The sequence below is a fragment of the Bradyrhizobium dasycarpum genome (assembly GCF_042019905.1).
Taxonomy (GTDB): domain Bacteria; phylum Pseudomonadota; class Alphaproteobacteria; order Rhizobiales; family Xanthobacteraceae; genus Bradyrhizobium; species Bradyrhizobium japonicum_B.
Window position 1 is genome coordinate 4,299,995 of sequence record NZ_CP169574.1, and the last position, 24,470, is coordinate 4,324,464.

The following is a 24,470-nucleotide window of genomic DNA, read 5'->3' on the forward strand; positions in this document are numbered from 1 at the left end:
TTCGGCCACATCTCCGCAGAAAGAGCCGTGGCCTCACGCATGATTTGGCTCCCGGTCCGGAGTGCACAAGCCAACTCATTGACAACGCTGCCCTTCTTCCCACGGCCCCGACCTCGCTTCGCCTCTTAGCCCCGTCCCCCTATATTGAGTTGATGCAAGACCAGATGCGCAGCTATCTCGACTTCGAAAAGCCGGTCGCCGAGCTCGATTCCAAGCTCGACGAGCTCAGGACGCTGGCGGCCTCCGGCACGGATATCGCTGACGAGATCGGGCGGATCGAGGACAAGGCGGCGCAGGCGCTGGCCGACCTCTATCAGAACCTGACGCCGTGGCAGAAGACGCTGGTGGCGCGGCATCCGCAGCGGCCGCATTTCAACGACTTCATCAAGGGACTGATCACCGAATTCACCCCGCTCGCCGGCGACCGCAAGTTCGGCGAGGACGAGGCCCTGGTCGCCGGCTTCGGCCGCTTCCGCGGCGAGCCGATCTGCGTGATGGGCCAGGAAAAGGGCGATTCCACCGAGAGCCGGATCCGGCACAATTTCGGCATGGCGCGGCCCGAGGGCTATCGCAAATGCGTGCGGCTGATGGAGATGGCCGAGCGGTTCGGCCTGCCGGTGCTGTCGCTGGCCGATTCCGCCGGCGCCTATCCGGGCATCGGCGCCGAGGAGCGCGGCCAGGCCGAGGCCATCGCCCGCTCGACCGACGCCTGCCTGGCGCTGACCGTGCCGAACGTCGCGATCATCACCGGCGAGGGCATGTCGGGCGGCGCCATCGCCATCACCACCGCCAACAGGGTCCTGATGCTGGAGCACGCCATCTACAGCGTGATCTCGCCGGAAGCGGCGTCCTCGATCCTCTGGCGCGACGGCACCAAGGCGCAGGAAGCCGCCAACAACATGAAGATCACCGCCCAGGACATGCTCCGTTTCGGGGTGATCGACCAGATCCTGAAGGAGCCGGTCGGCGGCGCCCACCGCGACCCCGCCGCCATGATCGCCACCACGGGTGAGGCCATCGCCAAGGCCTTCGACGAGCTGCGCGGCCTCGACGGCGACGCCATCCGCAAGCAGCGTCGGCAGAAATTCCTCGAGATCGGCCGGAAACTGGGCTGATTCGGGCGGCTTGCCGTGTCCCGGACGCGCTGCAGCGTGAAACGCTGCTGCGCAGAGCCGGGACCCAGCGGGCCGCATAGCTCACCCGCGCCATGGGCCCCGGCTCAGCAGCGCACCGCCAAGGGGCGCTGCGCTGCGTCCGGGGCACGAGGCCTCCACGGGCCGCCACCCCCCGGTAACCCCGCATTAACCCTTTTTTTGCCCAAATCGGCGATCTCTGTGGTGGCTTGGCCGCATGGTCCAAGTTCCGGCCCAGTTTAAGTCTCTGTTGACCACACCTTTGGGCCAACGCCCTCGTGATCCCCGCTCGGGTTGCGACCACATGACCCAGAGGTTAGAATTTTAATCAATGGCTTCAGGGCACAAGCGCTGGGGCGTGAGCTGAAAAAGCCCGTCACTGACGGGTCCGGTTCGCCGGTCGGATCATGCGCCAAACGAATTGGGGTTCGCGCATCAATGCCCGGCACGGTGTGGGGTCCATCTTGATTTCTCGTTCGCTTGCTCGCGCGCTCTTGGCTTCGGTTGCGCTGATGACGGCCGGCGGTCTGCTGGCCGGCTGCAACACCGACCAGGTCTCGCTCGCGACCAACGCCAAGGCCAATCAGCCGGTGCCGCCGAAGCTGATCGCCGCGATGGCCGAGAAGGACATGGATCTGCAATCGCCGATCCTGGTGCGCCTGTTCAAGCAGGAGGCCGAGCTCGAGATCTGGAAGCAGACCCGCTCCGGCCAGTTCGCACTGCTCAAGACCTACCCGATCTGCCGCTGGTCGGGCGACCTCGGCCCCAAGGTGCGCGAAGGCGACCGCCAGGCGCCGGAGGGATTCTACTCGATCAATCCGAGCCAGATGAATCCGCAATCGGCCTATTACCTCTCCTTCAACACCGGCTATCCGAACGCCTTCGACAAGGCGCTGGGCCGCACCGGCTCGCAGCTGATGGTGCACGGCGACTGTTCTTCGCGCGGCTGTTACGCGATGACCGACGAGCAGATCGCGGAGATCTATTCGCTCGGGCGCGAATCCTTCTTTGGCGGCCAGAAGGCGTTCCAGCTGCAGGCCTATCCGTTCAAGATGACGCCGGTGAACATGGCCAGGCACCGCAACAATCCGAACATGCCGTTCTGGAAGATGATCAAGGAAGGCTATGATCATTTCGAGGTAACGCGGCAGGAGCCGAAGGTCGATTTCTGCGAGAAGAAGTACGTCTTCGACGCGGCGAAGCCGGCGGACGCCAAGCGCGATCCGGTGTTCGATGCCTCGGCGAAGTGCCCGGCCTATGTCATCCCCGAGGACATCGTCGCCGCCGTGCGGGGCAAGCAAGCCAAGGACGAGGCCGAATACGCCAGGCTGGTCGCCAAGGGCACGCCGGTGGCGCGCATGAACACCGGCATCGACGGCGGCATGAACAAGGTGTTCGCCGCCAAGATTCCGGAAGGCTCGACCGGCCTGTCCGAGGGCGCCGAAGGCAGCACGCTGCAGATGCTGGCGATGGCCAAGGCGCCGGGCACGATCCCCAGCCACGTCAATCCGCCGAAGCCGAATCTCGACGCGGTGGCGTCCGCGCCGGCGCCGCAGGAAGAGCCGGTGGCGGCCGTGCCCGCGAGCACCCGCATCGCCTCGGCCCAGCCTGCGGAAAAGTCCCCGGAGAAATCAGGCGAGAAGTCCGGCGGCTTCTTCTCGAATCTCGGCCGCAAGATGGGCATCGGCTCATCCGACACCACGGCGACCACGCCGCCGCCGCAGGCCACCGCATCCGTCGCCCCGGCCGCCACGACCACGACACCCACGACCGCGGCGTCGCGGCTGAAGGCCGCCGTGAGCCGGTTCGTGCCGGGCAGCGACAAGAAGGATGCCGCGAAGGACGCGCCGAAACCGGCCGTCGCCGCCGCCAAGCCCGCCGAGCCGGCCAAGCCCGACACCCGCCTCGCCCAGACCCGGCCGGCGCTGAAGCCGTCGGTGAGCGACGGCGCGGGTGAAGCCACGCAGATCATGGGCGCCGCGCCGGTGATCTCGTCGAACTCGTTCGACAGCCGGTTCTCGGCGGTGAAGTAAGGGACGAGACGCCGCGCCTTCCGGATTAAGCTAAACCTGACAGCACGGTCGATCTTCCCCCGGTTGGACTCGCCGCTGCACTGGCAAGTCCAGCCTTGCGCCTCTCCAATGCCTTGATACGCTTCGTGCCTCGAGAGGCAGAAGCTTGGACCCCGCGCCCATCGAAGGCATTGCAGGAACACCTTGGACGGAGGCTGAGATCTCCGCCGTGGTCGACAGTTATTTCCGGATGCTGGCCGCCGAAAAGGCGGGCGTTGCCTACAGCAAGGCTGACAATTGGCGCCGGCTCAAAACGCGCTCTTCATGATGCCAACCGCGTATTCCGCGGTCCCACGATGATTTCACCTGTTCGGTCGCCCACGGCCAACTCACCGGATAAGCACCAGACTTCCGGGAGTCCAGAAATTCGGACAATACATATTTCTCTTTACCCGAAGCGCGACACACCCTATACTCCCCTGCCATCTCATCCCGCCGGGAAGGGGCGGGTCGCGATCGTCACGGTTCGTGGGGTGAGTTGCGGTGGACGCGGGCGGTTTGGCGCCAGGTGCGGTCGCAGGGCGGGTAGCCCCCGTGAGCGATCAGCGGGCGCGTGTACGACAGGCCGGCCGCGTACGGCAAAATCGTGTGGTCCTGGCGCCCGCAGGCAGGCGCCAAGTGCTGTGGTGGTGTGGCGGTCCGACCGGACGCGCGCATCAGCGATCTGCAGGATGACGGGGGCAAAAGTGCATCGCTCCCCGGGGAGAGCGCGACATAAGCCGTCAAACCATCGCGCAGGGGAGGCCGGTTATCGGGCTGCACCTGTGTCTCCCCCTGTGAGCGTCTATCCACGCATCATTGCACAGGGGCTCGCGGGTGCCAGCCGGTACCCGGCCTTCCCTGCGCCCTTCCGATTCCGAGGGGCGCCAGCTGCCGAAGCAAACCCCGGGCGCGGAAGCGCTGCGGGATCGCGATGTCACGTTCGGCTGTTTGACAGTTGAATAGAGGAAGGTCGCGGCAATCGCCGCTGTCATCGTCCGCGAAAGCGGGCGATCCAGTATTCCAGCGACGGCTGTGATTCAGCCGAGAGGCCGCGGCGTACTGGATGCCCCGCTTTCGCGGAGCATGACAGCTGAGGTCTGTGTGAGAGCGGTGCGCTTCACACGCAGCCCCTACGGCGCCAGATACCGCATCAGCTCCGGATTGCCCCGCACCTGCCCCGCCTCGCCTTGCAGCGCGACGCGGCCGCGGTCGAGCACATAGGCGTAATCGGCGACGCGGAGCGCGAGGTCGAGATGCTGCTCGACGATGATGACGGCGATCTCCTTTGCGAGCTCGATCAGGCGCTCGGTGATCTCCTCGATCACGCCGATCCAGACGCCTTCGGTCGGCTCGTCCAGCAGCAAGAGCTTGGGATCGCCCAGCATGGCGCGGCCGATCGCCAGCATCTTGCGCTCGCCACCGGACAGCGTGCCGGCGGGCTGGTCGAGGCGCTGGCCGAGCTTCGGGAAGATCGTCAGCACGCGGTCGACTGCCGAAGCATCCTTCTTCGCGAGCGAGCCGACCGCGAGATTGTCGCGCACCGACAGGCGGGCGAACACCGAATGCTCCTGCGGCACGTAGCCGATGCCGGCGCGAACGCGCTCCTGGGTGGCGCGGCGGCTGATGTCGCGGCCGTCGAAGGCGACCTCGCCCTTCCACGCCGGCAGCTCGCCGACGATGGTCTTCATCAGCGTGGTCTTGCCGGCGCCGTTGCGCCCGAGCACGGCGACGCCGCCGCGCCAGGGAATGCCGAGCGTGACGTCGAACAGGACCTGGCTGCGGCCATAGCCGGCGTCGAGATGCTTGATGTCCAAAAATTCAGGCACGGCGCAGATAGATCTCCTGGACGGACGGGTTGGCCTGGATCTCCGGGACGGTGCCCGAGGCCAGCACCCTGCCCTGGTCAAGCACGGTGAGACGATCGCAGATGTCGCGGATGAAATCGAGGTCGTGCTCGACGATGACGAGGGAGCAATGCTGCTTGATCGGCTGCAGCAGCTCGCCGGTGACGCGGCGCTCCTCCAGGCTCATGCCGCCGGTGGGCTCGTCGAGCAGCAGCAATTTCGGCTTGCCGGCGAGCGCCATCGCGATCTCCAGCCATTGCTGCTGGCCGTGCGACAGCGCCGCCGCCGCCTCGAAGGCGCGATCGGCCAGGCGAAACTGCGTCAGCATGGTCATGACCTGGTCGTGCAGCGCGCCCCGTGTGCGCGAGAACACGAGGTCGAACAGCGAGGACTGCGCCTGCAACGCGAGCAGGATGTTGTCGTACAGCGTCAGCGACGGGAGCACGCTGGTGATCTGGAACTTGAGGCTCATGCCGGCGCGCGCGCGCTCGGTCGGCGTATACGCGGTGATGTCGGTGTTGACGAATGAGACTTTTCCCTGCGTCGGCACCTCGGCGCCGGCGATGCATTTCATCAACGTGCTCTTGCCGGAGCCGTTGGGTCCGATCAGTCCGTGGAATTCGTTCTCGCCGACGCTGAGCGCCGCGTCGTCGAGCGCGGTGAGCTTGCCGAAGACCTTCTTGATGCCGGCGGCTTCAAGGAGCATTGCGCATCTCCTTGACGTTTTCCTTGGGTCTCGCGCCGAAGCTGCCGACCCGTTCGCGCTCGCCGAGGAGGAAGCTGATCAGACCGAGCGGGCGGAACAGGATCACGAGCAGCAGCAGCAGTCCCAGGATGATCGGCCAGATGTCGCGGTAATTGTCCGAGAGCCAGAAGCTGACGCCCTCGACGATCACGGCACCGATCACGGCGCCGATCAGCGTGCCGGAGCCGCCGAACAGCACGTAGAGCACCACTTGCGTCGAGACCACGACGCCGACCATGTTGGGCCAGACGAAACCTTCGTGGAAGGCATAGAGGCTGCCGGCGAGGCCGCCACGGCGCCGCCGATGGTGAAGATGATCGCCTTCAAATGCTGCACCTTGTAGCCGAAGAAGGCGATGCGCTGCTCGTTCTCACGGAGCCCTGCGAGCGCCAGACCGAATTGCGAGCGCACCAGGAAGCGGCAGAGCAGGTAGACGGCGACGAGAATGCCGAGCACGAGATAATAGAACGCCGGCCCTTCGGTGAAATCGTAGCTACCCAGCGACATCGGCGCGATCGAGGGGATGCCGTTCTGGCCGCCGAGATAGTACCAGCCGCGCGCGAGGCGATCGGCGGCGTAGGAGCCGGTCAGCGTGCCGAGCGAGACGAAGATCACGCTGGAGGGATGCCGGCCCAGCAGCAGGAAGCCGCCGAGCAGCAGCGCGAAGGCGAGGCCGATCAGCGTGCCCGCCGGCAGCACCAGGAAGATGTTGGTGACGTTGAGGTCGCGCGCGAGCAACGCGACGCCATAGCCGGCCGAGCCGAAGAACAGCGCCTGGCCGAAGCTCATGATGCCGGCATAGCCCCAGACCAGGTCGAACGACAGCGCGAACAGTGCCAGGATGATCACGCGCGTTGCGAACACGGTGAGATAATCCTGCAGCACCAGCGGCGCGAGCAGCGCCGCGACCAGCACGACGGCCTCGACGATCGGCAGGATCTTTCGTCCTGCCTTGACGCGGTCCCTGGCCTGTCCCGCCGCTGCGCCCTCAGCCATCGCACCGTCCGCTTCGTCGCCCATGTCGGTGGCGATGGCTTCTCTTACCACACTCATCGGCTTCAGCATTCCACCTCAGCATTCCTTGGGATCGACGAGGCCGCTGCTGCGCGCGACGATCTCGTAATTCCCGCCCTTGGCAACCGCGGTGTACATCTTCATCTTGCAGTGCCGCTTGCCGGGGACCATCTCGGCAGGCCCGCCCGGACCTTCGGCGATCTTGGCATGGTCGAGCGCGGCGGCGACCGACTCGCGATCGATCTTGCCGGCTTCCTTCACCGCGGCTTCCCACAGCTTGAGGCCGCGATAGGTGCCGGTCGCGGCGCTGCCGGCCGCGAACAGGAAGTTGCCGGGGAAATCCTTCTCATAGGCCGCCTGGATCTTGGCGTCGAACGGGTTCTCCTTGGTCAGGACCTTGAAATAGTCGAGGCAGCTGGCGAGGCCTTCGATCTCGGCGGCCTGGTTGATGTTGAGCGTGTTCTCGTCATAGTAGACGCAGGCGAGACGCCCGCCGTTCTTGAGGAAGCCCGCTTCATAGAGCTGCTTGAAGAACGGGCCAACGCCGGGCGGGATGACGGTGTTGAAGACGACGTCGACCTTGTTGGAGATGATGCGGTTGACGGTCGCGGAGAAATCGACCTGGTCGAGCGGGTAATATTCCTCGAACACGACCTCGCCGCCGTTGGATTCGATCACCTTGCGGGCGTAGACGTTGAGCGTGTGCGGCCAGACGTAGTTGGCGCTGGGGAGCGCGAACTTCTTGCCGCCGTTCTTGATCAGCCAGGGGATGAACTCGTCGCATTGCTGCGCCGGGGTCGGGCCGGTGCAGAACAGGTAGGGCGTGCACTCCTTGCCCTCGTAGAGCTGCGGATAAATGTAAAGCGTCTTGCCGCGCGCCACGATCGGATCCTTGATCGCGTTGCGCATCGACGAGGTGATGCCGCCCAGCACCATGTCGACCTTGTCGCGCTGGATCAGCTTGCGGACGTTGCCGACGGCGACGGATTCGTTGGAGGCGGTGTCCTCGATATAGAGCTCGAGCGGACGGCCGAGCAGGCCGCCGGCGGCGTTGATCTCCTTGATCACCATCTTGGCGACGTTGGCATCGGCATTGCCTGCATAGGCGATCGGACCGGTGAGGTCGGTGGCGATGCCGACCTTGATCGGGGCTTCGGCCGCATTGGCCCAGGGCGCCGGGATCACCCAGCTTCCGACCCCGGTCGCGACCGCACCGGACGCAAAGGCGAAATTGGAGAGGAAGCGGCGGCGTGAGAGCTGCGTATGATCGAACATGTGATTAAACCCCTTTTCCAGCGATGAGGCCCTGCGGGCGGAATTTGATGAAGACAATGGCGAGCACGAAGACGAGGACGTCGGCGACGACGGGCGCCATGATCCACGGCAGCGCGGCGCTGAGCGTGCCGATGACGCCGGCACCCGCAACCGGCCCGATGAAGGAGCCGACGCCGCCGACCATGACCGCGACAAAACCCTGGATCAGGAAGCGGAGGCCGAGATCGGCATAGAGGCTGAACACCGGGACGATCAGCGCGCCGGCGAGCCCGGCAAGTGCGGAGCCGAATGCGAAGGTGGCGCCGTACATCAGGGGCGTGGAGATGCCCGAGGCCCGCGCCAGCGAGGGATTTTCCAGCGTGGCGCGCATGCGCAGGCCGAAGCTGGTGCGCGACAGCAGCAGGTAGCAGCCCGCCATCACCAGCAGCGTGATGACGATGATGGTGAAGCGCCAGGCCGAGATGTGCATGGCGCCGATGTCGATCGAGCCGCCGATCGGCTCGGGCACGGTGAGATAGAAGCCGCCGATCAACCCGCGCACGGCTTCGCGGATGATCAGGCCGAGCGCATAGGTGCCGAGCATGGCGACGATCGGCGCGGCGTAGAAGCGGCGGATGATCAGCGCCTCCAGCGCGAAGCCGAGCGCGCCGACCACGAAGGGCGCCGCGACCATGCCGGCCCAGATCGGCATGCCCTTGGCGTAGGCGAGATAGGTGATGTAGGCGCCGAGCAGGACGAACTCGCCCTGCGCGAAATTGAAGATGCCCATCATGCTGGCGATGATCCCGAGCCCGAGCACGATCAGGACGATGATCGCGCCGAAGCTCAGGATCTCGAACGCTGCGACGAACGCGTTAGCCATGCGTGGCGGTTCCAGCGGTCTGCATCAATGCTCCGCTCACATCTTCTTCCAGTCGCCGATCTGCTCGAAGGCGTGGGCGGCGCGATAGATGGTGGATTCCTCGAACATGCGGCCGACCAGCATCAGGCCGACCGGCAGGCCGTCGACCATGCCGCAGGGCAGCGACATCGCGGGATGATGGGTGATGTCGAACGGCGCGGTGTTGGAGATCATCTCCAGCGCGCGGGCGACGTATTCCTCGCGGCTGGCGTTGGGCTCCGGCAGCTTGGTCGCCTTCATCGGCGTCGTGGGCATCAAGAGCAGATCGTAGTCCTTGAAGGCCTTGTCGTAGGCCGCGGTCAGCCGGCGCGAGATGTTGAGCGCCTTGCCGTAGAAGCGCGGCCCGAAATTGTTGTTGATGTAGGTGCCGATCATCATGAACAGCTTCGTGGTCTCCGACAGCGAATCCGCCTGCCGGCGCCAGCCGCGATGGAAATCCATCAGCGAGGTCGAATAGAGATCGCCGCGGGACAGGCCGTAGCCGTCGCCGAACATCATGGTCTGGGTCAGGCCTTCGGTCCCGATCGGGGTCCAGATCGCGCCGCCCAACAGGTGCATCGGGATCGAGACCGTCTCGACGGTGGCGCCGAGATCCTTGAAGCGCTTTGCAGCCTCGCGCACGCTTTCATTGACGGCAGCCTCCGCGACCGGCTGCTCAAAGCCTTCCTTGACGATGCCGATCTTCATGCCCTTGACGCCCTGGCCGAGCGCCTTGGTGTATTCCTCGACCTTGGGCGCCTTGATGCGCGGATCGTAGCCGTCGTCGCCGGCGAGCACTTCGAGCAGCAGCGCATTGTCGGCGACGGTCGCCGTCATCGGGCCGGTATGGTCGACATAGATCTCGATCGGCATGATGCCGGTGTAGGGCACGAGACCCCAGGTCGGCTTCATGCCGTAGGTGCCGCAGAACGAGGACGGCATCCGGATCGAGCCGCCCTGATCGCCGCCGATCGCCATGTCGACCTCGCCGAGCGCGACCACGACGCCCGAGCCCGACGACGAACCGCCGGCGGAGTAGCCCATCTTGTGCGGATTGTGCACCGCCCCGTAGGAGTTGGTGTGGCTGCCGCCGGACAGGCAGAAGTGCTCGCAATGCACCTTGCCCTTGATCTCCGCGCCGGCATCCAGCATGCGCGTGACGATGGTGGCATCGAAATCGGGCACGAAACCTTCCAGCGTCGAGGAGCCGTTGGTCATGGGCACGCCGGCCAGCATGATGTTGTCCTTCAGCGCCACGGTCTTGCCCTTGAGCTTGCCGCTGGCGGCGCCCTTCACCGTCGACTTGCGGTACCAGGCATTGCGCGGGTTCTCCTCGGCCGAGGGGCGATAGCCCGGGGTGCGCGGATATTTCACCTCCGGCAGTTCGTCCGGCATCGCGGCAACGAGATTGTAGGCTTCGATCGAGCCCTGCATCAGGCCGCGGAAGGAGGCGACGTCCTCATCGGTGAGCGAAAGGCCGCATTGCTCGGCGACACTGCGAAGCTGGGCTGGCGTGGGAAGTGCAACTGTCACGGCGCTCTCCTGAAGTTTTTCGAAACGTTGGGCGTGGCCGCCCCGGCGCGACGCACGCATCAGCGGCTTCGCCGAAACATTCAAAACGGAAATATTTTCCTTTTCAAGTATTATTTTGCGTCTCGGCCTGCCCGCATTGCCGCGGCAAGGGTCAGAGCGGCTTGATCAGCTTGAAGTCGAGACCCTCGGCCTCGGCGAGATGCATCGGCATCCGCGCGCGACCGTCGCGGACGATGACCGGGCCGCGGGCGCCGCTGTAGACGATGTTGCGGCCGGCCGCGAGCATCGGCCCCATCGACAGCGAACCGGCCTTGTTTGCGACGGTTTCGAGAAAACGCAGGCCTTCGTAGCTGGACTGTCCGACCGAGCCGATCGGCGGCGCGTTCGGCCCGAACATGGCGTGATAACGGCTCTGGAAGTCGTCATTGGCGCGCGCGCCCGTGCCGGTGAAATAGCCCGAGGCGCAGAACATGTTCTCGCTGTTGTCGGCGCCGATGCCGAGCAGCACGGTCTCGTCCATCGCCCCCGCCAGGCGCAGCGTGGTCGCGCCGAGACCGCATTCGCCGAAGGCGCGGTTGAAGGTGATGCTGTCGGTGCCGATCAGCGAGATCAGCACGACGTCAGGTTTCGCGGCGCGGATCCGCGCCAGATGCGGCTCGTGGTTGTCCTCGCCGAGAGGAACGAACTCTTCGCCGACGATGTGGCCGCCGGTTTCCCTGATGTAGGTCTTCACCGCGCGATGCGACTGCCACGGCCAGACATAGTCGCTGCCGATCAGGTACCAGCGCTGGGCCTTCTTGACGTCGGCAAGCCAGTGGATGGCGGGGCGGCTCTGCCAGCGCGGCGTCTCGCCGATCGCCATCACGCCGGGCGTGCGCTCGCCGCCCTCGTAGACCGGCGTATAGATGTAAGGGATACGATGACGCGTGGTGACGTCGCGCAGGCCGACGCGGACGGCGCTGGTGTGCAGGCCGACGATGAGATCGATCTCGTCGAACGCGATCGCCTGCTCGGCGCGGTCCAGGACCTCGTCCATCGGACCGCCGGCGTCGTAGATGGAGAGCTCGATCTCCCGGCCGAGGATGCCGCCGCGCTTGTTGATCTCGGCGACGGCGAGCCGCGCGCTGTTGGTGGCGCAAGGCCCCCAGACGCCGGGCGAGCCGGTGCAGCAGATGAAGCCGCCGATGCGAAGCTTGTTGGCGCCGCGCCGTTTGAACAAGGCATGATCGCGCGGCAACAACGCACCGTCAGCCGCCGATGACGACAGATTCCTGAGCAGCATGGACGGCGGCAACGCCGGACCGCCGTAAGCCGGGAGGTTTACCGTCGCGCGCACGCCAACTCCTGTCTGGCCTCAGACCTGGAAGCACATTCTGCGGGCGGCCGCGGCATCCGCCCTTTTGTTGGGCAATCATCCTATTTTGAAAATATTGAAAGTTCAACAATTGAAGTGCATATAGATGCAGCATTGATTGCAAGACATTCACTCATTTGGGTCAAGACGAAGTCTTAGCCGTGGCAAAACCGACCAAAGCAAACACCCCGATCACCGAACACCTCGCCTATCTGCTCGCGCAAGCTAACCGCGAGATCAACCGGCAGCTCGAACTGCGGTTGAGCAAGGAGGGGGTTCCCGTCGAGCAATGGCGCATCTTAAAGGTGCTGTCGGACGGCAACGGCCATTCGATGGGCGAGCTCGCAGAGGCCGTGCTGCTCAACCATCCGACGCTGACCAAGATGATCGACCGCATGGTCTCGGACGCGCTGGTCTACCGCGTGCAGGACCCGAACGACCGCCGCAAGGTGCTGATGTTCATCTCGGACCGCGGCAAGGTGCTGTGCAAGAAGCTCAACTCGCTCGCGGTGGACCAGGAGGAGCACATCCTGGAGAGCTACGGCGACAAGTCGACCAGCGAGTTGAAGCGGCTGCTCGAGAGCCTGATCGACAGCTCGAACTGAAACATGATCGGAGCGTCGGGTCAGAGCCTCAAGCCTTGCTCATCCCTTTGCGCGTGGAGCGGTGATGCTCGTCGCGCGCACGCTTGACGTGCCAAACGAAGCGCATGCGAGCCTCGTTGAGTGCGTGAGGCTCGCCGTCACGTCCATGCGCAGGCTGAACCGGCGACGCAATTGCATCATCGCCAGCACGAGAGCGAATAGCGCTGGCGGTTCCACGTTGTCCAGCCCCGGGTTTTGTTGCTGACCGGTTTAGCCAGGTACCATTTGTTGCCGTCAGCGTGCTGGAAGTACAGACCGCCCTGGGTACCGCTGCGTGGATTTGTCAGCGCCACCCATCGCGAGCCATTGTCTGAAAAGCTGCCTGACCAGCGTGCTCCCGAGGTGCTGCTGCAGATGTTTCCGTCGCAGGTTGTCTGACTGTCGTCCACGGCGGCCCATTTCATCCGGGCCGGCCGGCCGTCGATGTTGCAAGACCATGCTCCGCCCCACCATCCGGCGACCTGGCTCGCAGGAGCAGAACCGCAGGCGCAAAAGCTGAATGCAAGAACACAAAAGGCAGTTGGCAGCGCACGTTTAGACATTGTCTGGGCTCCATTTTGTCGGGCCGCGTGATGCGTCTCAATCACAACACGGATCGAGCCTTGTTGCGGTGATCCAGTTCACAAAGAGCGGCGACAAAAAATGGATGGTCTACCCGGCGGATTCTCAAAGCGCGATCCAGCGCTTTTGGGGCGTGGATAGTGCGAAGGTTGCGATACAGCCAATCCAACAAGGGTTGTCCTCCCGGCGTAGGCCGGGACGACGATGTGGAAAGGGTTGTGCACCCTACCCACAACCGTCATCGCCCGATTCAATCGGGCGATCCAGTATTCCAGAGACGGATGCAATTAAGCCGAGATGCCCCGGCGCGCTGGATCACCCGGTCCTCGCGCGCAATTGCGCACTGGCCGGGCGATGACAACGGAGAATGAGGCGCGAGAATCGCGGCTCACAAGCACATTAGAGCCCTACGCGTACCGCCCGTGGCAATGCTTGTACTTCTTGCCGCTTCCGCAGGGACAATCCTCGTTGCGGCCGACCTTGCCCCAGCTGGCGGGGTTCTTGGGGTCGCGCAGCGCGGCGTCGGAGGCCTGGGCGCCGAGCGTGACGCTCGCGAGCGCCATCTCGTCCTCACCGGTGTTGGGATCGAACTTGTGCGCCTCCATCGGCGGCAGGGCGGGGGCTTCCTGCTCCGGCGGTACGATCTCGACCCGCATCAGCTGCGCGGTGACCGCCTCGCGCAGATGGGCGCTCATCTCCTGGAAGAGATTGAAGGCCTCGGTCTTGTACTCCTGCAAGGGATCGCGCTGGCCGTAACCGCGCAGGCCGATGACCTGGCGCAGATGGTCGAGCATGATCAGATGCTCGCGCCAGAGATGGTCGAGGGTCTGGAGCAAAATGGTCTTCTCGACGTAACGCATCACGTCGGGGCCCCATTGCGCGACCTTGGCCGCCATGTGCTCGTCGGCCCTGGTCTCGATGCGCGAGAGCAGCTCCTCGTCGGCGATGCCCTCTTCCTTGGCCCATTCGTCGACCGGCAGGTCGAGATCGAGCACGCGCTTCAACTCGTCCTTCAGGCCTGCGACGTCCCACTGCTCGGCATAGGCATGCTCGGGCACGTGCTTGGCGACGAGGTCGTCGATGAAGGCGTGCCGCATGTCGGCGACGGTTTCGGCGACGCTCTCGTCCTTCATCAGCTCGACGCGCTGGTCGAAGATCACCTTGCGCTGGTCGTTCTGGACGTTGTCAAACTTGAGCAGGTTCTTGCGGATGTCGAAGTTGCGCGCCTCGACCTTCTGCTGCGCCTTCTCGAGCGCCTTGTTGATCCAGGGATGGATGATGGCCTCGCCCTCTTGCAGGCCGAGACGCTGCAGCATGCTGTCGAGACGGTCCGAGCCGAAGATGCGCATCAGGTCGTCTTCCAGCGACAGGAAGAACTTCGAGCGGCCGGGGTCGCCCTGACGGCCGGAGCGGCCGCGCAGCTGGTTGTCGATGCGGCGGGATTCGTGACGCTCGGAGCCGATGATGTAGAGGCCGCCGGGCTTCTTCACGGTCTTGGCCGGCTTGGACCCCTTCGCCGGCTCGATCTCGACGGTCTCCTCGGCCTTCAGCACGATATTGCGGAAGGTCTCGATGTCGGCCTTGATCTGCTCGATCTTCCTGGCCTTCTCCGCTTCGTCGGTGATCCCGACGGTCTCCTGCTGGATGCGCATTTCCAGCGAGCCGCCGAGCTTGATGTCGGTGCCGCGGCCGGCCATGTTGGTGGCGATCGTGATGGCGCCGGGAACGCCGGCTTCGGCGACGATATAGGCTTCCTGCTCGTGGAAGCGCGCGTTCAACACCGCGAACAGCTTCGCCGGCTTGCCGGCGCGGGCCGCCGCATAGAGCTTGTCGAGGGCGTGCTCCTTGCCGAAGTCGATCTGCTTGTAGCCGTTCTTCCTGAGGAATTCGGCGAGCACTTCCGACTTCTCGATCGAGGCCGTGCCGACCAGCACCGGCTGCAGCCGCGAATTGGCGCGCTCGATCTCGGCGAGGATCGCCTGGTATTTTTCCTGCTGGGTGCGGTAGACCTCGTCGTCCTCGTCGAGACGGGCAACCGACAGATTGGTCGGGATCTCCACGACCTCGAGCTTGTAGATGTCGAACAGCTCGTCCGCTTCGGTTGCGGCCGTGCCGGTCATGCCGGCCAGCTTCTCGTACATGCGGAAATAGTTCTGGAAGGTGATCGAGGCCAGCGTCTGGTTCTCGGGCTGGACCTGGACGTGCTCCTTGGCCTCCAGCGCCTGGTGCAGGCCTTCCGAATAGCGGCGGCCCGGCATCATGCGTCCGGTGAACTCGTCGATGATGACGACCTCGTCGTCGCGGACGATGTAGTCCTTGTCGCGCGTGAACAGCGTGTGGGCGCGCAGCGCCTGGTTGATGTGGTGCACGACCGAGACGTTCTCGACGTCGTAGAGCGACTCGCCCTTGAGCTGGCCGGCATCGCGCAGCAGCGTCTCGATCTTCTCCATGCCGCCTTCGGTGAGCGTCACCGTGCGCTGCTTCTCGTCGACGTCGTAATCGGTCTTGTCGAGCTTGGGCAGGAACGAATCAATGGTGTTGTAGAAGTCGGAGCGGTCGTCGAGCGGGCCGGAGATGATCAGCGGCGTGCGCGCTTCGTCGATCAGGATGGAATCGACCTCGTCGACGATGGCGAAGAAGTGCGGGCGCTGGACCATGTCCTCGAGCCGGTACTTCATGTTGTCGCGCAGATAGTCGAAGCCGTATTCGTTGTTGGTGCCGTAGGTGATGTCGCAGGCATAGGCCGCCTTGCGCTCGGCATCGTCGAGGCCGTGCACGATCACGCCGGTGGTCATGCCGAGGAAGCCGTAGATCTGGCCCATCCAGCCGGAGTCGCGGCGGGCGAGATAGTCGTTGACGGTGACGACGTGGACGCCCTTGCCGGCGAGCGCGTTGAGGTAGACCGCGAGGGTGGCGACCAGCGTCTTGCCTTCGCCGGTCTTCATCTCGGCGATGTCGCCCTCGTGCAGCACCATGCCGCCGATCAGCTGGACGTCGAAATGGCGCTGGCCGAGGGTGCGCTTGGCGGCCTCGCGCACGGTGGCGAAGGCCGGCACCAGGAGATCGTCCAGCGTCTTGCCCTCGGCAAGCTGCTTCTTGAACTCGGCGGTGCGGGCCTTGAGCGCCTCGTCGGAAAGCTTGGATACCTCGGGCTCCAGCGCGTTGATCGCGTTGACGCGGGACTGATATCCCTTCACCCGCCGGTCGTTGGCGGAGCCGAAAAACTTGCGGGCGAGCGCGCCGATCATGCCTGGTTCCTGTGTTCGCGATTTAACCGCGTTGGGCCCGAGAAAGTTGTCACCCGCTTGCCTATCAACTCACCGTGACGCCTGATGGCACCTGCGGCCCGGACTGCGGGGTCCTCCGCCATATGGGTGGGAATTGGGCAAGCCTGGGTTCAACGGCCAAAAACGCAGCAAAATAAACGCCATCGCCATGGTCGCGACCGGGCAGAGATATGGCCCGGTCGGGGCCTTGTCAACGGCGGGCGCATTGCGGCTAATTCATCATTTTGACAGACTTTTCGCGTTGCCAAGCCCCCTGAATTGGGCGAGTGTCCGCCCCGCTCGAGCAGCCCCTGCTTCAACATAAGGATTTTCCATGACCAGCTCGTTCCCGGTAACCACCGGCCAGCGTTTCCGCCTTGCGACCGCCCTGGCTGGCAGCCTTGCTCTGGCGCTGTCGCTGGCGTTCGCGGGCCCGCTCCGGGCCGCCGACGATCCGGTGCTGGCGAAGGTCAATGGCGCGGAAATCAGGAAGAGCGACGTCGCCATGGCCGAGGAGGAGCTCGGGCCGAGCCTCGCCCAGATGGACCCCGCGACCAAGGACGAGAACGTCCTGTCGTTCCTGATCGATATGAAGATCGTCAGCAAGGCTGCCGAGGACAAGAAGGTCGCCGACAGCGAGGAGTTCAAGAAGCGCCTGGCATTCGCCCGCAACCGGCTTTTGATGGACAGCCTGCTCGCCAATGAGGGCAAGGCCGCCACCACCCCCGACGCCATGAAGAAGGTCTACGAGGAGGCCTCCAAGCAGATCACCGGCGAGCAGGAGGTGCGCGCCCGCCACATCCTGGTCGAGACCGAGGACGAGGCCAAGGCGGTCAAGGCCGAGCTCGACAAGGGCGCCGATTTCGCCGAGCTGGCCAAGAAGAAGTCCAAGGATCCGGGCTCGGCCGATGGCGGCGACCTCGGCTTCTTCACCAAGGAGCAGATGGTGCCGGAATTCTCCACCGTCGCCTTCGCGCTGGAGCCGGGCAAGGTCTCCGACCCCGTGAAGTCGCAGTTCGGCTGGCACATCATCAAGGTCGAGGAAAAGCGCAGCCGCAAGGCGCCGGACTTCGAGCAGGTCAAGGCGCAGATCGAGCAATATGTGACCCGCAAGGCCCAGGCCGAGTATGTCGCCAAGCTCCGCACCGAAGCCAAGGTCGAGCGGCTGGACCAGCCGGCGGCGGGCGCCAAGTCGGACGCCAAACCGGCCGACCCGGCCAAGCCGTCCGACAGCAAGATGGCGCCGCCCGCGAAAAAGTAAGAATTCGCTGTCACTTCGCGGACGCCGAGAGTATCTAACGTCGCAATGGCCGGGGATCCCCCGGCCATCTGCATGTCCAGACCCCACCAAGGCGCCCCGCGATGTCCTCCTCCGTTTCCCCGCTCGCCCCGAAGACCGTCCCCGATATGCCCGTGATCGCGGGCGTCCGCCTGGCGACCGCCGAGGCCGGCATCCGCTACAAGAACCGCACCGACGTGCTGCTGGCGGTGATGGACAAGGGAACCGCGGTCGCCGGCGTCTTCACCAAGTCGAAATGCCCCTCCGCACCGGTGGAATGGTGCCGCGCCAAGCTGAAGGGCGGCGGATCTTCTAAAAAAGGATTGGCACGCGCCCTCGTCGTCAATTCCGGCAATGCCAACGCCTTCACCGGCAAGACCGGCCGTGCCTCCACCGCGCTGACCGCCAGGATCGCGGCCAAGGCGGTCGGCTGCAGCGAAAGCGAGATCTTCCTGGCCTCGACCGGCGTGATCGGCGAGCCGCTGGACGCCACCAAATTCGACGGCGTGCTCGGCCGGCTGGCCGAGACCGCGGAGCCCGGCGACTATCTCGCCGCGGCCAAGGCGATCATGACCACCGACACCTTCCCGAAGGTCGCGACCGCGACCGTCAAGCTCGGCAAGGCCAAGGTCACCATCAACGGCATGGCCAAGGGCGCCGGCATGATCGCTCCCGACATGGCGACGATGCTCTCCTTCATCTTCACCGACGCGCCGATCGCGCCTGCGGCGTTGCAGGCGCTGCTCAAGTCCGGCGTCGAAAACACCTTCAACGCGGTGACGATCGACGGCGACACCTCGACCTCGGACACGCTGCTGGCCTTCGCCACCGGCGCTGCCGCCGCGCAGGGCGCACCAAAGATCAGCCGCGCCAGCGATCCGCGCCTGAAGGCGTTCGTCAAGGCCTTCAACCAGGTGCTCGCCAACCTCGCCGAGCAGGTCGCGCGCGACGGCGAAGGCGCACGCAAGCTGGTCGAGATCATTGTCGAGGGCGCCAAGACCAAGGCCTCGGCGCGCAGAATCGCGATGTCGATCGCCAACTCGCCGCTGGTGAAGACCGCGATCGCGGGCGAAGACGCCAATTGGGGCCGCGTGGTGATGGCGGTGGGCAAGGCCGGCGAGCCGGCCGATCGCGACAAGCTCTCGATCTCGTTCAACGGCATCCGCGTCGCCAAGAGCGGCGCGCGCGATCCGTCCTATGACGAAGCGCAGGTGTCGGAGGCGATGAAGGCCCCGGAGATCGCGATTCTGGTCTCGCTCGGCCTCGGCAAGGGCCGCGACCGCGTGCTGACCTGCGACCTCACCAAGGAGTATGTGGCGATCAACGGGGACTACAGGTCGTAGCCTCCGCGGCTGACCCGCAAAACCGCATCACCCCGAGATCCGGGCGTCCGCGACGGCTTTCTTGAACAGCGCGTTCATCGCGTCCGAGATGCCCTGGGTCGGGCTCACCTCGAAATACAGCCCTGGCGAAGCGCAGCTCTGCATGTTCTGCGCGATCTCGCTGTTCGGCGACGGGCCATAGGGGCCGGCATTGAACGGATCGACCCATTTCATGTACCAGCCGTTGGTTGGCAGCGCGAGATAGGTCGTGTACAGCACGGCGACCTTGACGCCCCGGTCCTTCATCGCCTTGCAGAGCGATGCGTTGAGCGGCGATTGGCACCGCGTGGACCCCGAAAGCGGCTTCAGGCAGCCCGTATTGCTTTCGTCGGCGACACCGTCGGAGACGAAAAAGAGATACTTCAGGGGCGCGTTGGATTTACCGCTTCCGGGATTGGGGATCTCCTTGTCGATCGCCGGAAAGATGGTGCTGAACGGCGTGTCCTGATCCTTGGTATAGCTGTCGTTGTTGCCGTAGACGCCCATCAGGTCGATGTTGCCGGCGGCCGTCTTCGCGCTCGACAGATTCGAGGACAACGGGAAAAGCGCACGCAAGCCGATCGTCTTGGACGCCGAGCCGAAATCGTAGATCGCCATGCGGAACTGGTTCGAATAGGTCTGGCTGGCGGCAGCCGTGTCCATCAGCGATTGCGTCGCGCTGCGCAGCACGTCGATTCGCGTGGTCACGCCGATGCTCTTGGCCAGATTGTAGTAATTGTTGGAGTCGTTGTAGTCGTGACAGGCGAAGGCGCACTGGTCGTTGGGCTTGAAGCTGCTGCCGGTGGTCGCGTTGACCAGCTTGGTCACGTCGGCCGGCGTCGCCGCCACGCCCATCGACGGCGAATTGTCCAGCAGCAGGTAGAAGTCGACATAGAGCGGCATGCTCGCCGTCGCCGTCGACGTACCGGTCACGGTTACCGCGGACTTGCCGATCACGCCGAGGAACATGGTGTTGATGGTGCCTTTGAACGCAACGGTCGAGGTCACCGTCGAGCCGTTCTTGACCACTTTCGGCGTGACGCTGTCGAGCGTGTAGCCGGTCAGGTTGGCGACGTTGGCATTGAAGATGTTCCTCGCGTCGGTGACGCCCGCCGGGATCGCACCGTCAGAGTTCATCGTGCCCGCCGCCTTGAAGGCCGGCGATGCCTTGGCGACCGCACCGACGCTGGCCGCGTCGGCGGCGGCTTGAAGCTTGGCCTGCATCTGCGTGGCGCGGGAATAATCGACCGCGCAGCCAACCGCCGTGATCAAAGGGACGCAGGCGAGCGCGAAGATCACCGCGATATTGCCGCGCCGGTCGCGTAGGAATCGGCGGAGGGTGGTGCGAAGCACAGCGCGCATGAATTGGGCCTGGAATGGTTTAAATATGTTCCCACTCTAGGAACCCTTGATTAAATATGACTTATGGAAGCCAGATACGTGGCCCTCTCAACGGGATTAACGGATCCTTGCGAACGACCTCAGCGAGCGACATTCCGGCATGGCCGATCTCAAACTGACATTGGTGGTGGCCTGCGCACTCGTGGATGCCGACAAGCGCGTCCTGATCGCGCAGCGCCCCGCGGGCAAGACACTGGCCGGCCTCTGGGAATTTCCCGGCGGCAAGTGTGAGCCGGGCGAGCGGCCGGAGCAGAGCCTGATCCGCGAGCTCTCCGAGGAGCTCGGCATCATTGTCGCCGAGCCGTGCCTCGCGCCGCTGACCTTCGCGAGCTACGCCTACGAGAGCTTCCACCTGCTGATGCCGCTCTACATCTGCCGGCGCTGGGAAGGGATCGTGACGGCGCGCGAGGGCCAGGCCCTGGCCTGGGTCCGCGCCAACAAACTGCGCGAATACCCGATGCCGCCTGCGGACATTCCGCTGATCCCGCATCTGATTGACTTGCTGATGTGACGCGCGGCGTGCCGCGGACGCAGCGCGGCAGCGTAAGAACGCTGCACCGCGTCCGGGACACGCGTCACTCTTTCCCCGCCTTCTTCACCGCCTCCGCGAGACTCGCCTTCGCCGATCCCGGCTTCAGCGGCTGCTGCTGGCTCGCATGCGGGGCCCAGCCGGACAGCCAGATGATGTCGAACGTCGCCCGGATGCGGCCGTCGGCATCGGCAAAGCGCTCGGCGTAGATTTCGGCCATCCGCAGCAGCGTCGCGCGCCGCGACGGCGAGCGCCGCCGCTCGATCATCACGTTGGCCGCGCCCATGCGGCGGAGATCCTGCATCAAGGCGAACGCATTGGCGTAACGCACCACGACGCGATCGACATCGGTGACCGGCAGCGCAAAGCCCGCCCGCTGCAACAGCGCGCCGATATCGCGCAAATCGGCGAATGGCGCCACGCGCGGCGACGCGCCGCCCTCGCATTCGGCCTCGGCCGCGGCAAAGGCCTGCCGCAGCTCGGTCAGGCTGTCGCCGCCGATCATCGCGGCGAGCAGCAATCCGTCCGGCTTCAGCGCGCGGCGGACCTGCGCGAGCACGCCCGGCAGGTCGTTGACGAATTGCAGCGCCAGCGCCGAGACGACGAGGTCGAGGCTTTCCGGAGCGATCGGCAGCTTTTCCCCGCCAGCCGCATCGGGCGTGATCCGCTCGAGCGATCGCAGCCGCGCGCGCAGCGCGGCGAGACCCTCGCCGGGTGTCCAGAGATCGGCCGGTGCGTGAAACTCGCGCATCACCGCAGCCAGCCGGTCGGACATGTCCTCGGCAACACGGTCGAGCAGAAAACTCACGGCGCCCTGCGCCTGCGCGCGCCGCTGCCGCGCATGCAGCAGGGCACGGTCGAACAAAGCGGGCGGGATTTGCGGGGTCGGCGCCATGCCGCTGGTTACGCCGATCATGCTGATGATTGCAATCACTCTCGTGTCCCGGCCCTGCAGCGCATCGCACCGGACGATGCTTCGCATCGCCGGGGACGCTGCGCCGCGTCCGGGGCACGAGAGCGTGGCTTGAGCCCGGAAGCGCGGAACGCTAGCCTCCCCTGCATGGAAGCCGACGCCGCCCCGACCCGCTCCATCGCCGCGCCCGTCCGTGCCGCGTGGACGGCCGGCCGCCATGTGCTGTCGCGGGCAGCTCGGCTCGCGCTCGACATCGCGCTGCCGACGCTGTGCGTGTCCTGCCGCGAGCCGGTCGACGGCGAGGGCGTTTGCGCCTCGTGCTGGGCGCGGCTGTCGTTCATCGAGCGGCCCTATTGCCCGCGGCTCGGCATCCCCTTCGTCTACGACCCCGGCCCCGACATGCTGTCGATGGAGGCGATCGCGAGCCCGCCGGCCTACCAGCGTGCCCGCGCGGCGGTGCGCTACGACGACGTCGCGCGCACGCTGGTGCATGCGCTGAAATACCAGGACCGCACCGATCTGGCGCCCGCCATGGGTCGCTGGATGGCGCGGGCGGGTGGCGAACTGCTGGCCGGCGCGGACATGCTGGTGCCGGTGCCCCTGCACTGGCGGCGGGCCTGGCGCCGCCGCTACAACCAGTCCGGGGCGCTGGCGCGCATCATCGCGCGGCAGAGCGGGGTGAAGGTGCAGGGCGAGGTGCTGCGCCGGGTGCGCGCGACCGAGCAGCAGATTGGCCTGTCGCGGGCCCAGCGCGCCACCAATGTGCAGGGCGCATTCCAGGTATCTTCCGACCGTCAGGCTGAAGTCCAGGGCCGCCGCATTGTCCTGATCGACGATGTCCTGACTTCGGGCGCAACGCTGGATGCCTGCGCGCGGGCCCTGCTGCGAGCCAAGGCCGCCCAGGTCGACGTGCTGGTCTTCGCCCGGGTTGTGGAGGTCAGGCAAAGTCCCATATAATTCAATGAATTCATGACATGAGAGCGCCAGACGAGATGAACGCTGCTGTCGAGATCTACACCAGGCCGGGCTGCGGCTATTGTTCCGCCGCCAAGTCGCTGCTGACCCGCAAGAAGGCGGCCTTCACCGAATTCGACGTCGCCAAGAATCCCTCCTGGCGGGCCGAGATGTACGACCGCGCCGGCCAGGGTTCGACCTTCCCGCAGATCTGGATCGGCGGCACCCATGTCGGCGGCTGCGACGACCTGTACGCACTCGACCGCGAAGGCAAGCTCGACGGCATGCTCGAAGGCGTGAAAGCCAGCTCATGAGCGAGAACCGCACGTTCACCGCCGCGATGGTGCAGATGCGCACCGGGCTGATGCCGGGGCCGAGCCTCGAACAGGCCAGCAGGCTGATCCGGCAGGCGGCAGCCAACGGCGCCGACTACGTGCAGACGCCCGAGGTCAGCAACATGATGCAGCTGAACCGCAAGGCGCTGTTCGAGCATCTGCAGAGCGAGGAGGACGACACCTCGCTGAAGGCCTACCGGGCGCTCGCCAAGGAGCTGAAGATCCATCTCCATGTCGGCTCGCTGGCGCTGCGCTTTTCGCCGGAGAAGGCGGTCAACCGCTCCTTCCTGATCGGGCCCGAGGGCAATGTGCTCGCGAGCTACGACAAGATCCACATGTTCGACATCGAGCTGCCGGACGGGGAGAGCTACCGCGAATCCGCCAATTACCAGCCGGGCGAGACCGCGGTGATCTCCGACCTGCCCTGGGGCCGGGTGGGCCTCACGATCTGCTACGACGTGCGCTTCCCCGCGCTTTATCGCGCGCTGGCCGAGAGCGGCGCGTATTTCATCACCGTGCCCTCGGCCTTCACCCGCAAGACCGGCGAAGCGCATTGGCACGTCTTGCTGCGTGCGCGCGCGATCGAGACCGGCTGCTTCGTCTTCGCGGCAGCCCAGGCGGGCCTGCACGAGAACAAGCGCGAGACTTACGGCCATTCGCTGATCATCGATCCCTGGGGCGAGATCCTCGCCGAGGGCGACGTCGAGCCCGGCATCATCATGGCCGAGATCGATCCGGCCAAGGTCGAGACCGCGCGCCGCGCGATCCCTCGCTCCAGCATGGCCGCCGTTTCGGCGTGTCCGACCCCAAGGCGGGGCCGGACCACCTGCACCTCGTGCGGGGATCGGCATGATCCGCTACGCGCTCCGCTGCGACCGGGACCATGACTTCGAGAGCTGGTTCCAGAGCTCGTCGGCCTATGACCAGCAGGTCAAGCGCAAGCTCGTGACCTGCCCGATCTGCGGCTCGGCCAAGGTCGAGAAGGCGATCATGGCCCCGCGCATCGTCGGCAAGAAGGGCCGCGGGCGTGCGACGCCGCCGCCGGAAGCAATTGCTGCGGCCGCGCCCGAAGCCGCGCCGTCAGGTCCGACCTCGCTGCTGATGGCGCAGGAGAAAGAGCTGCGCGCCAAGCTGAAGGAGCTGCGCGATCACATCGTCAAGAATGCCGACAATGTCGGCGAGCGCTTCGCCAACGAAGCCCGCGCGATGCATTACGGCGACAAGGAGCACCGCCCGATCTACGGCGAGGCCTCGCCGGAGGAGGCGAAATCGCTGATCGACGAGGGCATCGAGGTCTCGCCGCTGCCGGCGCTGCCGGAAGACCGCAACTGACGCGCGGAGCGCGTCATCCCGGGATGGTCCGAAGGACCAGACCTCAGATGCGCAATTGCGCAT

General features: G+C 65.4%; 20 protein-coding genes and 2 pseudogenes. 11 read left to right on the forward strand and 11 right to left on the reverse strand.

What is annotated here, in order from left to right:
- Positions 1–152: 152 nt before the first annotated feature.
- From ACETMP_RS20720 to ACETMP_RS20730, 3 genes are all read left to right on the forward strand, one after another.
- Positions 153–1,115, forward strand: a complete 963-nt coding sequence (locus ACETMP_RS20720; RefSeq protein WP_028139031.1) for an acetyl-CoA carboxylase carboxyltransferase subunit alpha — start codon at positions 153–155, stop codon at positions 1,113–1,115.
- 530 nt (positions 1,116–1,645) lie between these two features.
- Positions 1,646–3,166 (forward strand): L,D-transpeptidase family protein, encoded by a 1,521-nt coding sequence (locus ACETMP_RS20725; RefSeq protein WP_375157636.1) that lies wholly within the window; start codon positions 1,646–1,648, stop codon positions 3,164–3,166.
- A gap of 145 nt (positions 3,167–3,311) precedes the next feature.
- Entirely contained in the window at positions 3,312–3,473 is a 162-nt protein-coding gene (locus ACETMP_RS20730) for a hypothetical protein (protein WP_375157637.1), read from the forward strand.
- A gap of 844 nt (positions 3,474–4,317) precedes the next feature.
- Here the strand turns inward: ACETMP_RS20730 and ACETMP_RS20735 are convergent.
- From ACETMP_RS20735 to ACETMP_RS20765, 7 genes and pseudogenes are all read right to left on the reverse strand, one after another.
- Positions 4,318–5,013 (reverse strand): ABC transporter ATP-binding protein, encoded by a 696-nt coding sequence (locus ACETMP_RS20735; protein WP_257178719.1) that lies wholly within the window; start codon positions 5,011–5,013, stop codon positions 4,318–4,320.
- A complete protein-coding gene (locus ACETMP_RS20740) occupies positions 5,006–5,737 on the reverse strand; it encodes an ABC transporter ATP-binding protein (RefSeq protein WP_375157638.1) in 732 nt (243 codons plus the stop codon). Before ACETMP_RS20740 ends, ACETMP_RS20735 begins: the two co-directional genes overlap by 8 nt.
- Positions 5,727–6,841: pseudogene (locus ACETMP_RS20745) on the reverse strand (branched-chain amino acid ABC transporter permease). The gene ACETMP_RS20740 and the pseudogene ACETMP_RS20745 overlap by 11 nt, the downstream one beginning before the upstream one ends.
- Before the next feature lie 6 nt (positions 6,842–6,847).
- The gene (locus tag ACETMP_RS20750) at positions 6,848–8,065 is read right to left on the reverse strand and encodes a substrate-binding protein (protein ID WP_375157639.1); all 1,218 of its coding nucleotides are present in this window, start codon (positions 8,063–8,065) and stop codon (positions 6,848–6,850) included.
- A gap of 4 nt (positions 8,066–8,069) precedes the next feature.
- Entirely contained in the window at positions 8,070–8,927 is an 858-nt protein-coding gene (locus tag ACETMP_RS20755; protein ID WP_028139037.1) for a branched-chain amino acid ABC transporter permease, read from the reverse strand.
- Positions 8,928–8,963: 36 nt separating this feature from the next.
- The gene (locus ACETMP_RS20760; RefSeq protein ID WP_375157640.1) at positions 8,964–10,478 is read right to left on the reverse strand and encodes an amidase; all 1,515 of its coding nucleotides are present in this window, start codon (positions 10,476–10,478) and stop codon (positions 8,964–8,966) included.
- Positions 10,479–10,629: 151 nt separating this feature from the next.
- Positions 10,630–11,814: a substrate-binding domain-containing protein gene (locus ACETMP_RS20765; protein WP_375157641.1), complete on the reverse strand. Its 1,185-nt coding sequence runs from the start codon at positions 11,812–11,814 to the stop codon at positions 10,630–10,632.
- A 179-nt stretch (positions 11,815–11,993) separates the two neighbouring features.
- Here ACETMP_RS20765 and ACETMP_RS20770 point away from each other — a divergent pair, with 179 nt between their 5' ends.
- Positions 11,994–12,437: a MarR family winged helix-turn-helix transcriptional regulator gene (locus ACETMP_RS20770; RefSeq protein ID WP_375157642.1), complete on the forward strand. Its 444-nt coding sequence runs from the start codon at positions 11,994–11,996 to the stop codon at positions 12,435–12,437.
- Positions 12,438–12,613: 176 nt separating this feature from the next.
- Here ACETMP_RS20770 and ACETMP_RS20775 read toward each other — a convergent pair whose 3' ends face one another.
- Together ACETMP_RS20775 and secA are read right to left on the reverse strand one after the other, a co-directional pair.
- A complete protein-coding gene (locus ACETMP_RS20775; protein ID WP_375157643.1) occupies positions 12,614–13,018 on the reverse strand; it encodes a DUF6006 family protein in 405 nt (134 codons plus the stop codon).
- Between the two features lie 426 nt (positions 13,019–13,444).
- Positions 13,445–16,285, reverse strand: a complete 2,841-nt coding sequence (gene secA / locus ACETMP_RS20780; protein ID WP_375157644.1) for a preprotein translocase subunit SecA — start codon at positions 16,283–16,285, stop codon at positions 13,445–13,447.
- 352 nt (positions 16,286–16,637) lie between these two features.
- Here secA and ACETMP_RS20785 point away from each other — a divergent pair, with 352 nt between their 5' ends.
- On the forward strand, positions 16,638–17,564 hold the full coding sequence (locus tag ACETMP_RS20785; RefSeq protein ID WP_375157645.1) for a peptidylprolyl isomerase: 927 nt from the start codon (positions 16,638–16,640) through the stop codon (positions 17,562–17,564).
- A 101-nt stretch (positions 17,565–17,665) separates the two neighbouring features.
- Positions 17,666–18,925 (forward strand): bifunctional glutamate N-acetyltransferase/amino-acid acetyltransferase ArgJ, encoded by a 1,260-nt coding sequence (gene argJ, locus ACETMP_RS20790; protein WP_375157646.1) that lies wholly within the window; start codon positions 17,666–17,668, stop codon positions 18,923–18,925.
- Positions 18,926–18,952: 27 nt separating this feature from the next.
- Here argJ and ACETMP_RS20795 read toward each other — a convergent pair whose 3' ends face one another.
- A complete protein-coding gene (locus ACETMP_RS20795; protein ID WP_375157647.1) occupies positions 18,953–20,305 on the reverse strand; it encodes a TadE/TadG family type IV pilus assembly protein in 1,353 nt (450 codons plus the stop codon).
- 139 nt (positions 20,306–20,444) lie between these two features.
- Here ACETMP_RS20795 and ACETMP_RS20800 point away from each other — a divergent pair, with 139 nt between their 5' ends.
- Positions 20,445–20,855 carry a (deoxy)nucleoside triphosphate pyrophosphohydrolase gene (locus ACETMP_RS20800; RefSeq protein ID WP_375157648.1) on the forward strand — a complete coding sequence of 137 codons (411 nt, stop codon included), beginning with the start codon at positions 20,445–20,447 and terminating at the stop codon, positions 20,853–20,855.
- A 64-nt stretch (positions 20,856–20,919) separates the two neighbouring features.
- On the opposite strand, the gene ACETMP_RS20805 is transcribed toward ACETMP_RS20800, so the two are convergent.
- Positions 20,920–21,789: a methyltransferase domain-containing protein gene (locus ACETMP_RS20805; RefSeq protein WP_375161947.1), complete on the reverse strand. Its 870-nt coding sequence runs from the start codon at positions 21,787–21,789 to the stop codon at positions 20,920–20,922.
- A gap of 144 nt (positions 21,790–21,933) precedes the next feature.
- Here ACETMP_RS20805 and ACETMP_RS20810 point away from each other — a divergent pair, with 144 nt between their 5' ends.
- From ACETMP_RS20810 to ACETMP_RS20825, 4 genes and pseudogenes are all read left to right on the forward strand, one after another.
- Positions 21,934–22,743 (forward strand): ComF family protein, encoded by an 810-nt coding sequence (locus tag ACETMP_RS20810; RefSeq protein ID WP_375157649.1) that lies wholly within the window; start codon positions 21,934–21,936, stop codon positions 22,741–22,743.
- Between the two features lie 35 nt (positions 22,744–22,778).
- The gene (grxC, locus tag ACETMP_RS20815; protein WP_028139049.1) at positions 22,779–23,054 is read left to right on the forward strand and encodes a glutaredoxin 3; all 276 of its coding nucleotides are present in this window, start codon (positions 22,779–22,781) and stop codon (positions 23,052–23,054) included.
- Positions 23,051–23,928: pseudogene (locus ACETMP_RS20820) on the forward strand (carbon-nitrogen hydrolase family protein). Before grxC ends, ACETMP_RS20820 begins: the two are co-directional and overlap by 4 nt.
- On the forward strand, positions 23,925–24,407 hold the full coding sequence (locus ACETMP_RS20825) for a DUF1178 family protein (RefSeq protein WP_028139051.1): 483 nt from the start codon (positions 23,925–23,927) through the stop codon (positions 24,405–24,407). The pseudogene ACETMP_RS20820 and the gene ACETMP_RS20825 overlap by 4 nt, the downstream one beginning before the upstream one ends.
- Positions 24,408–24,470 lie beyond the last annotated feature (63 nt).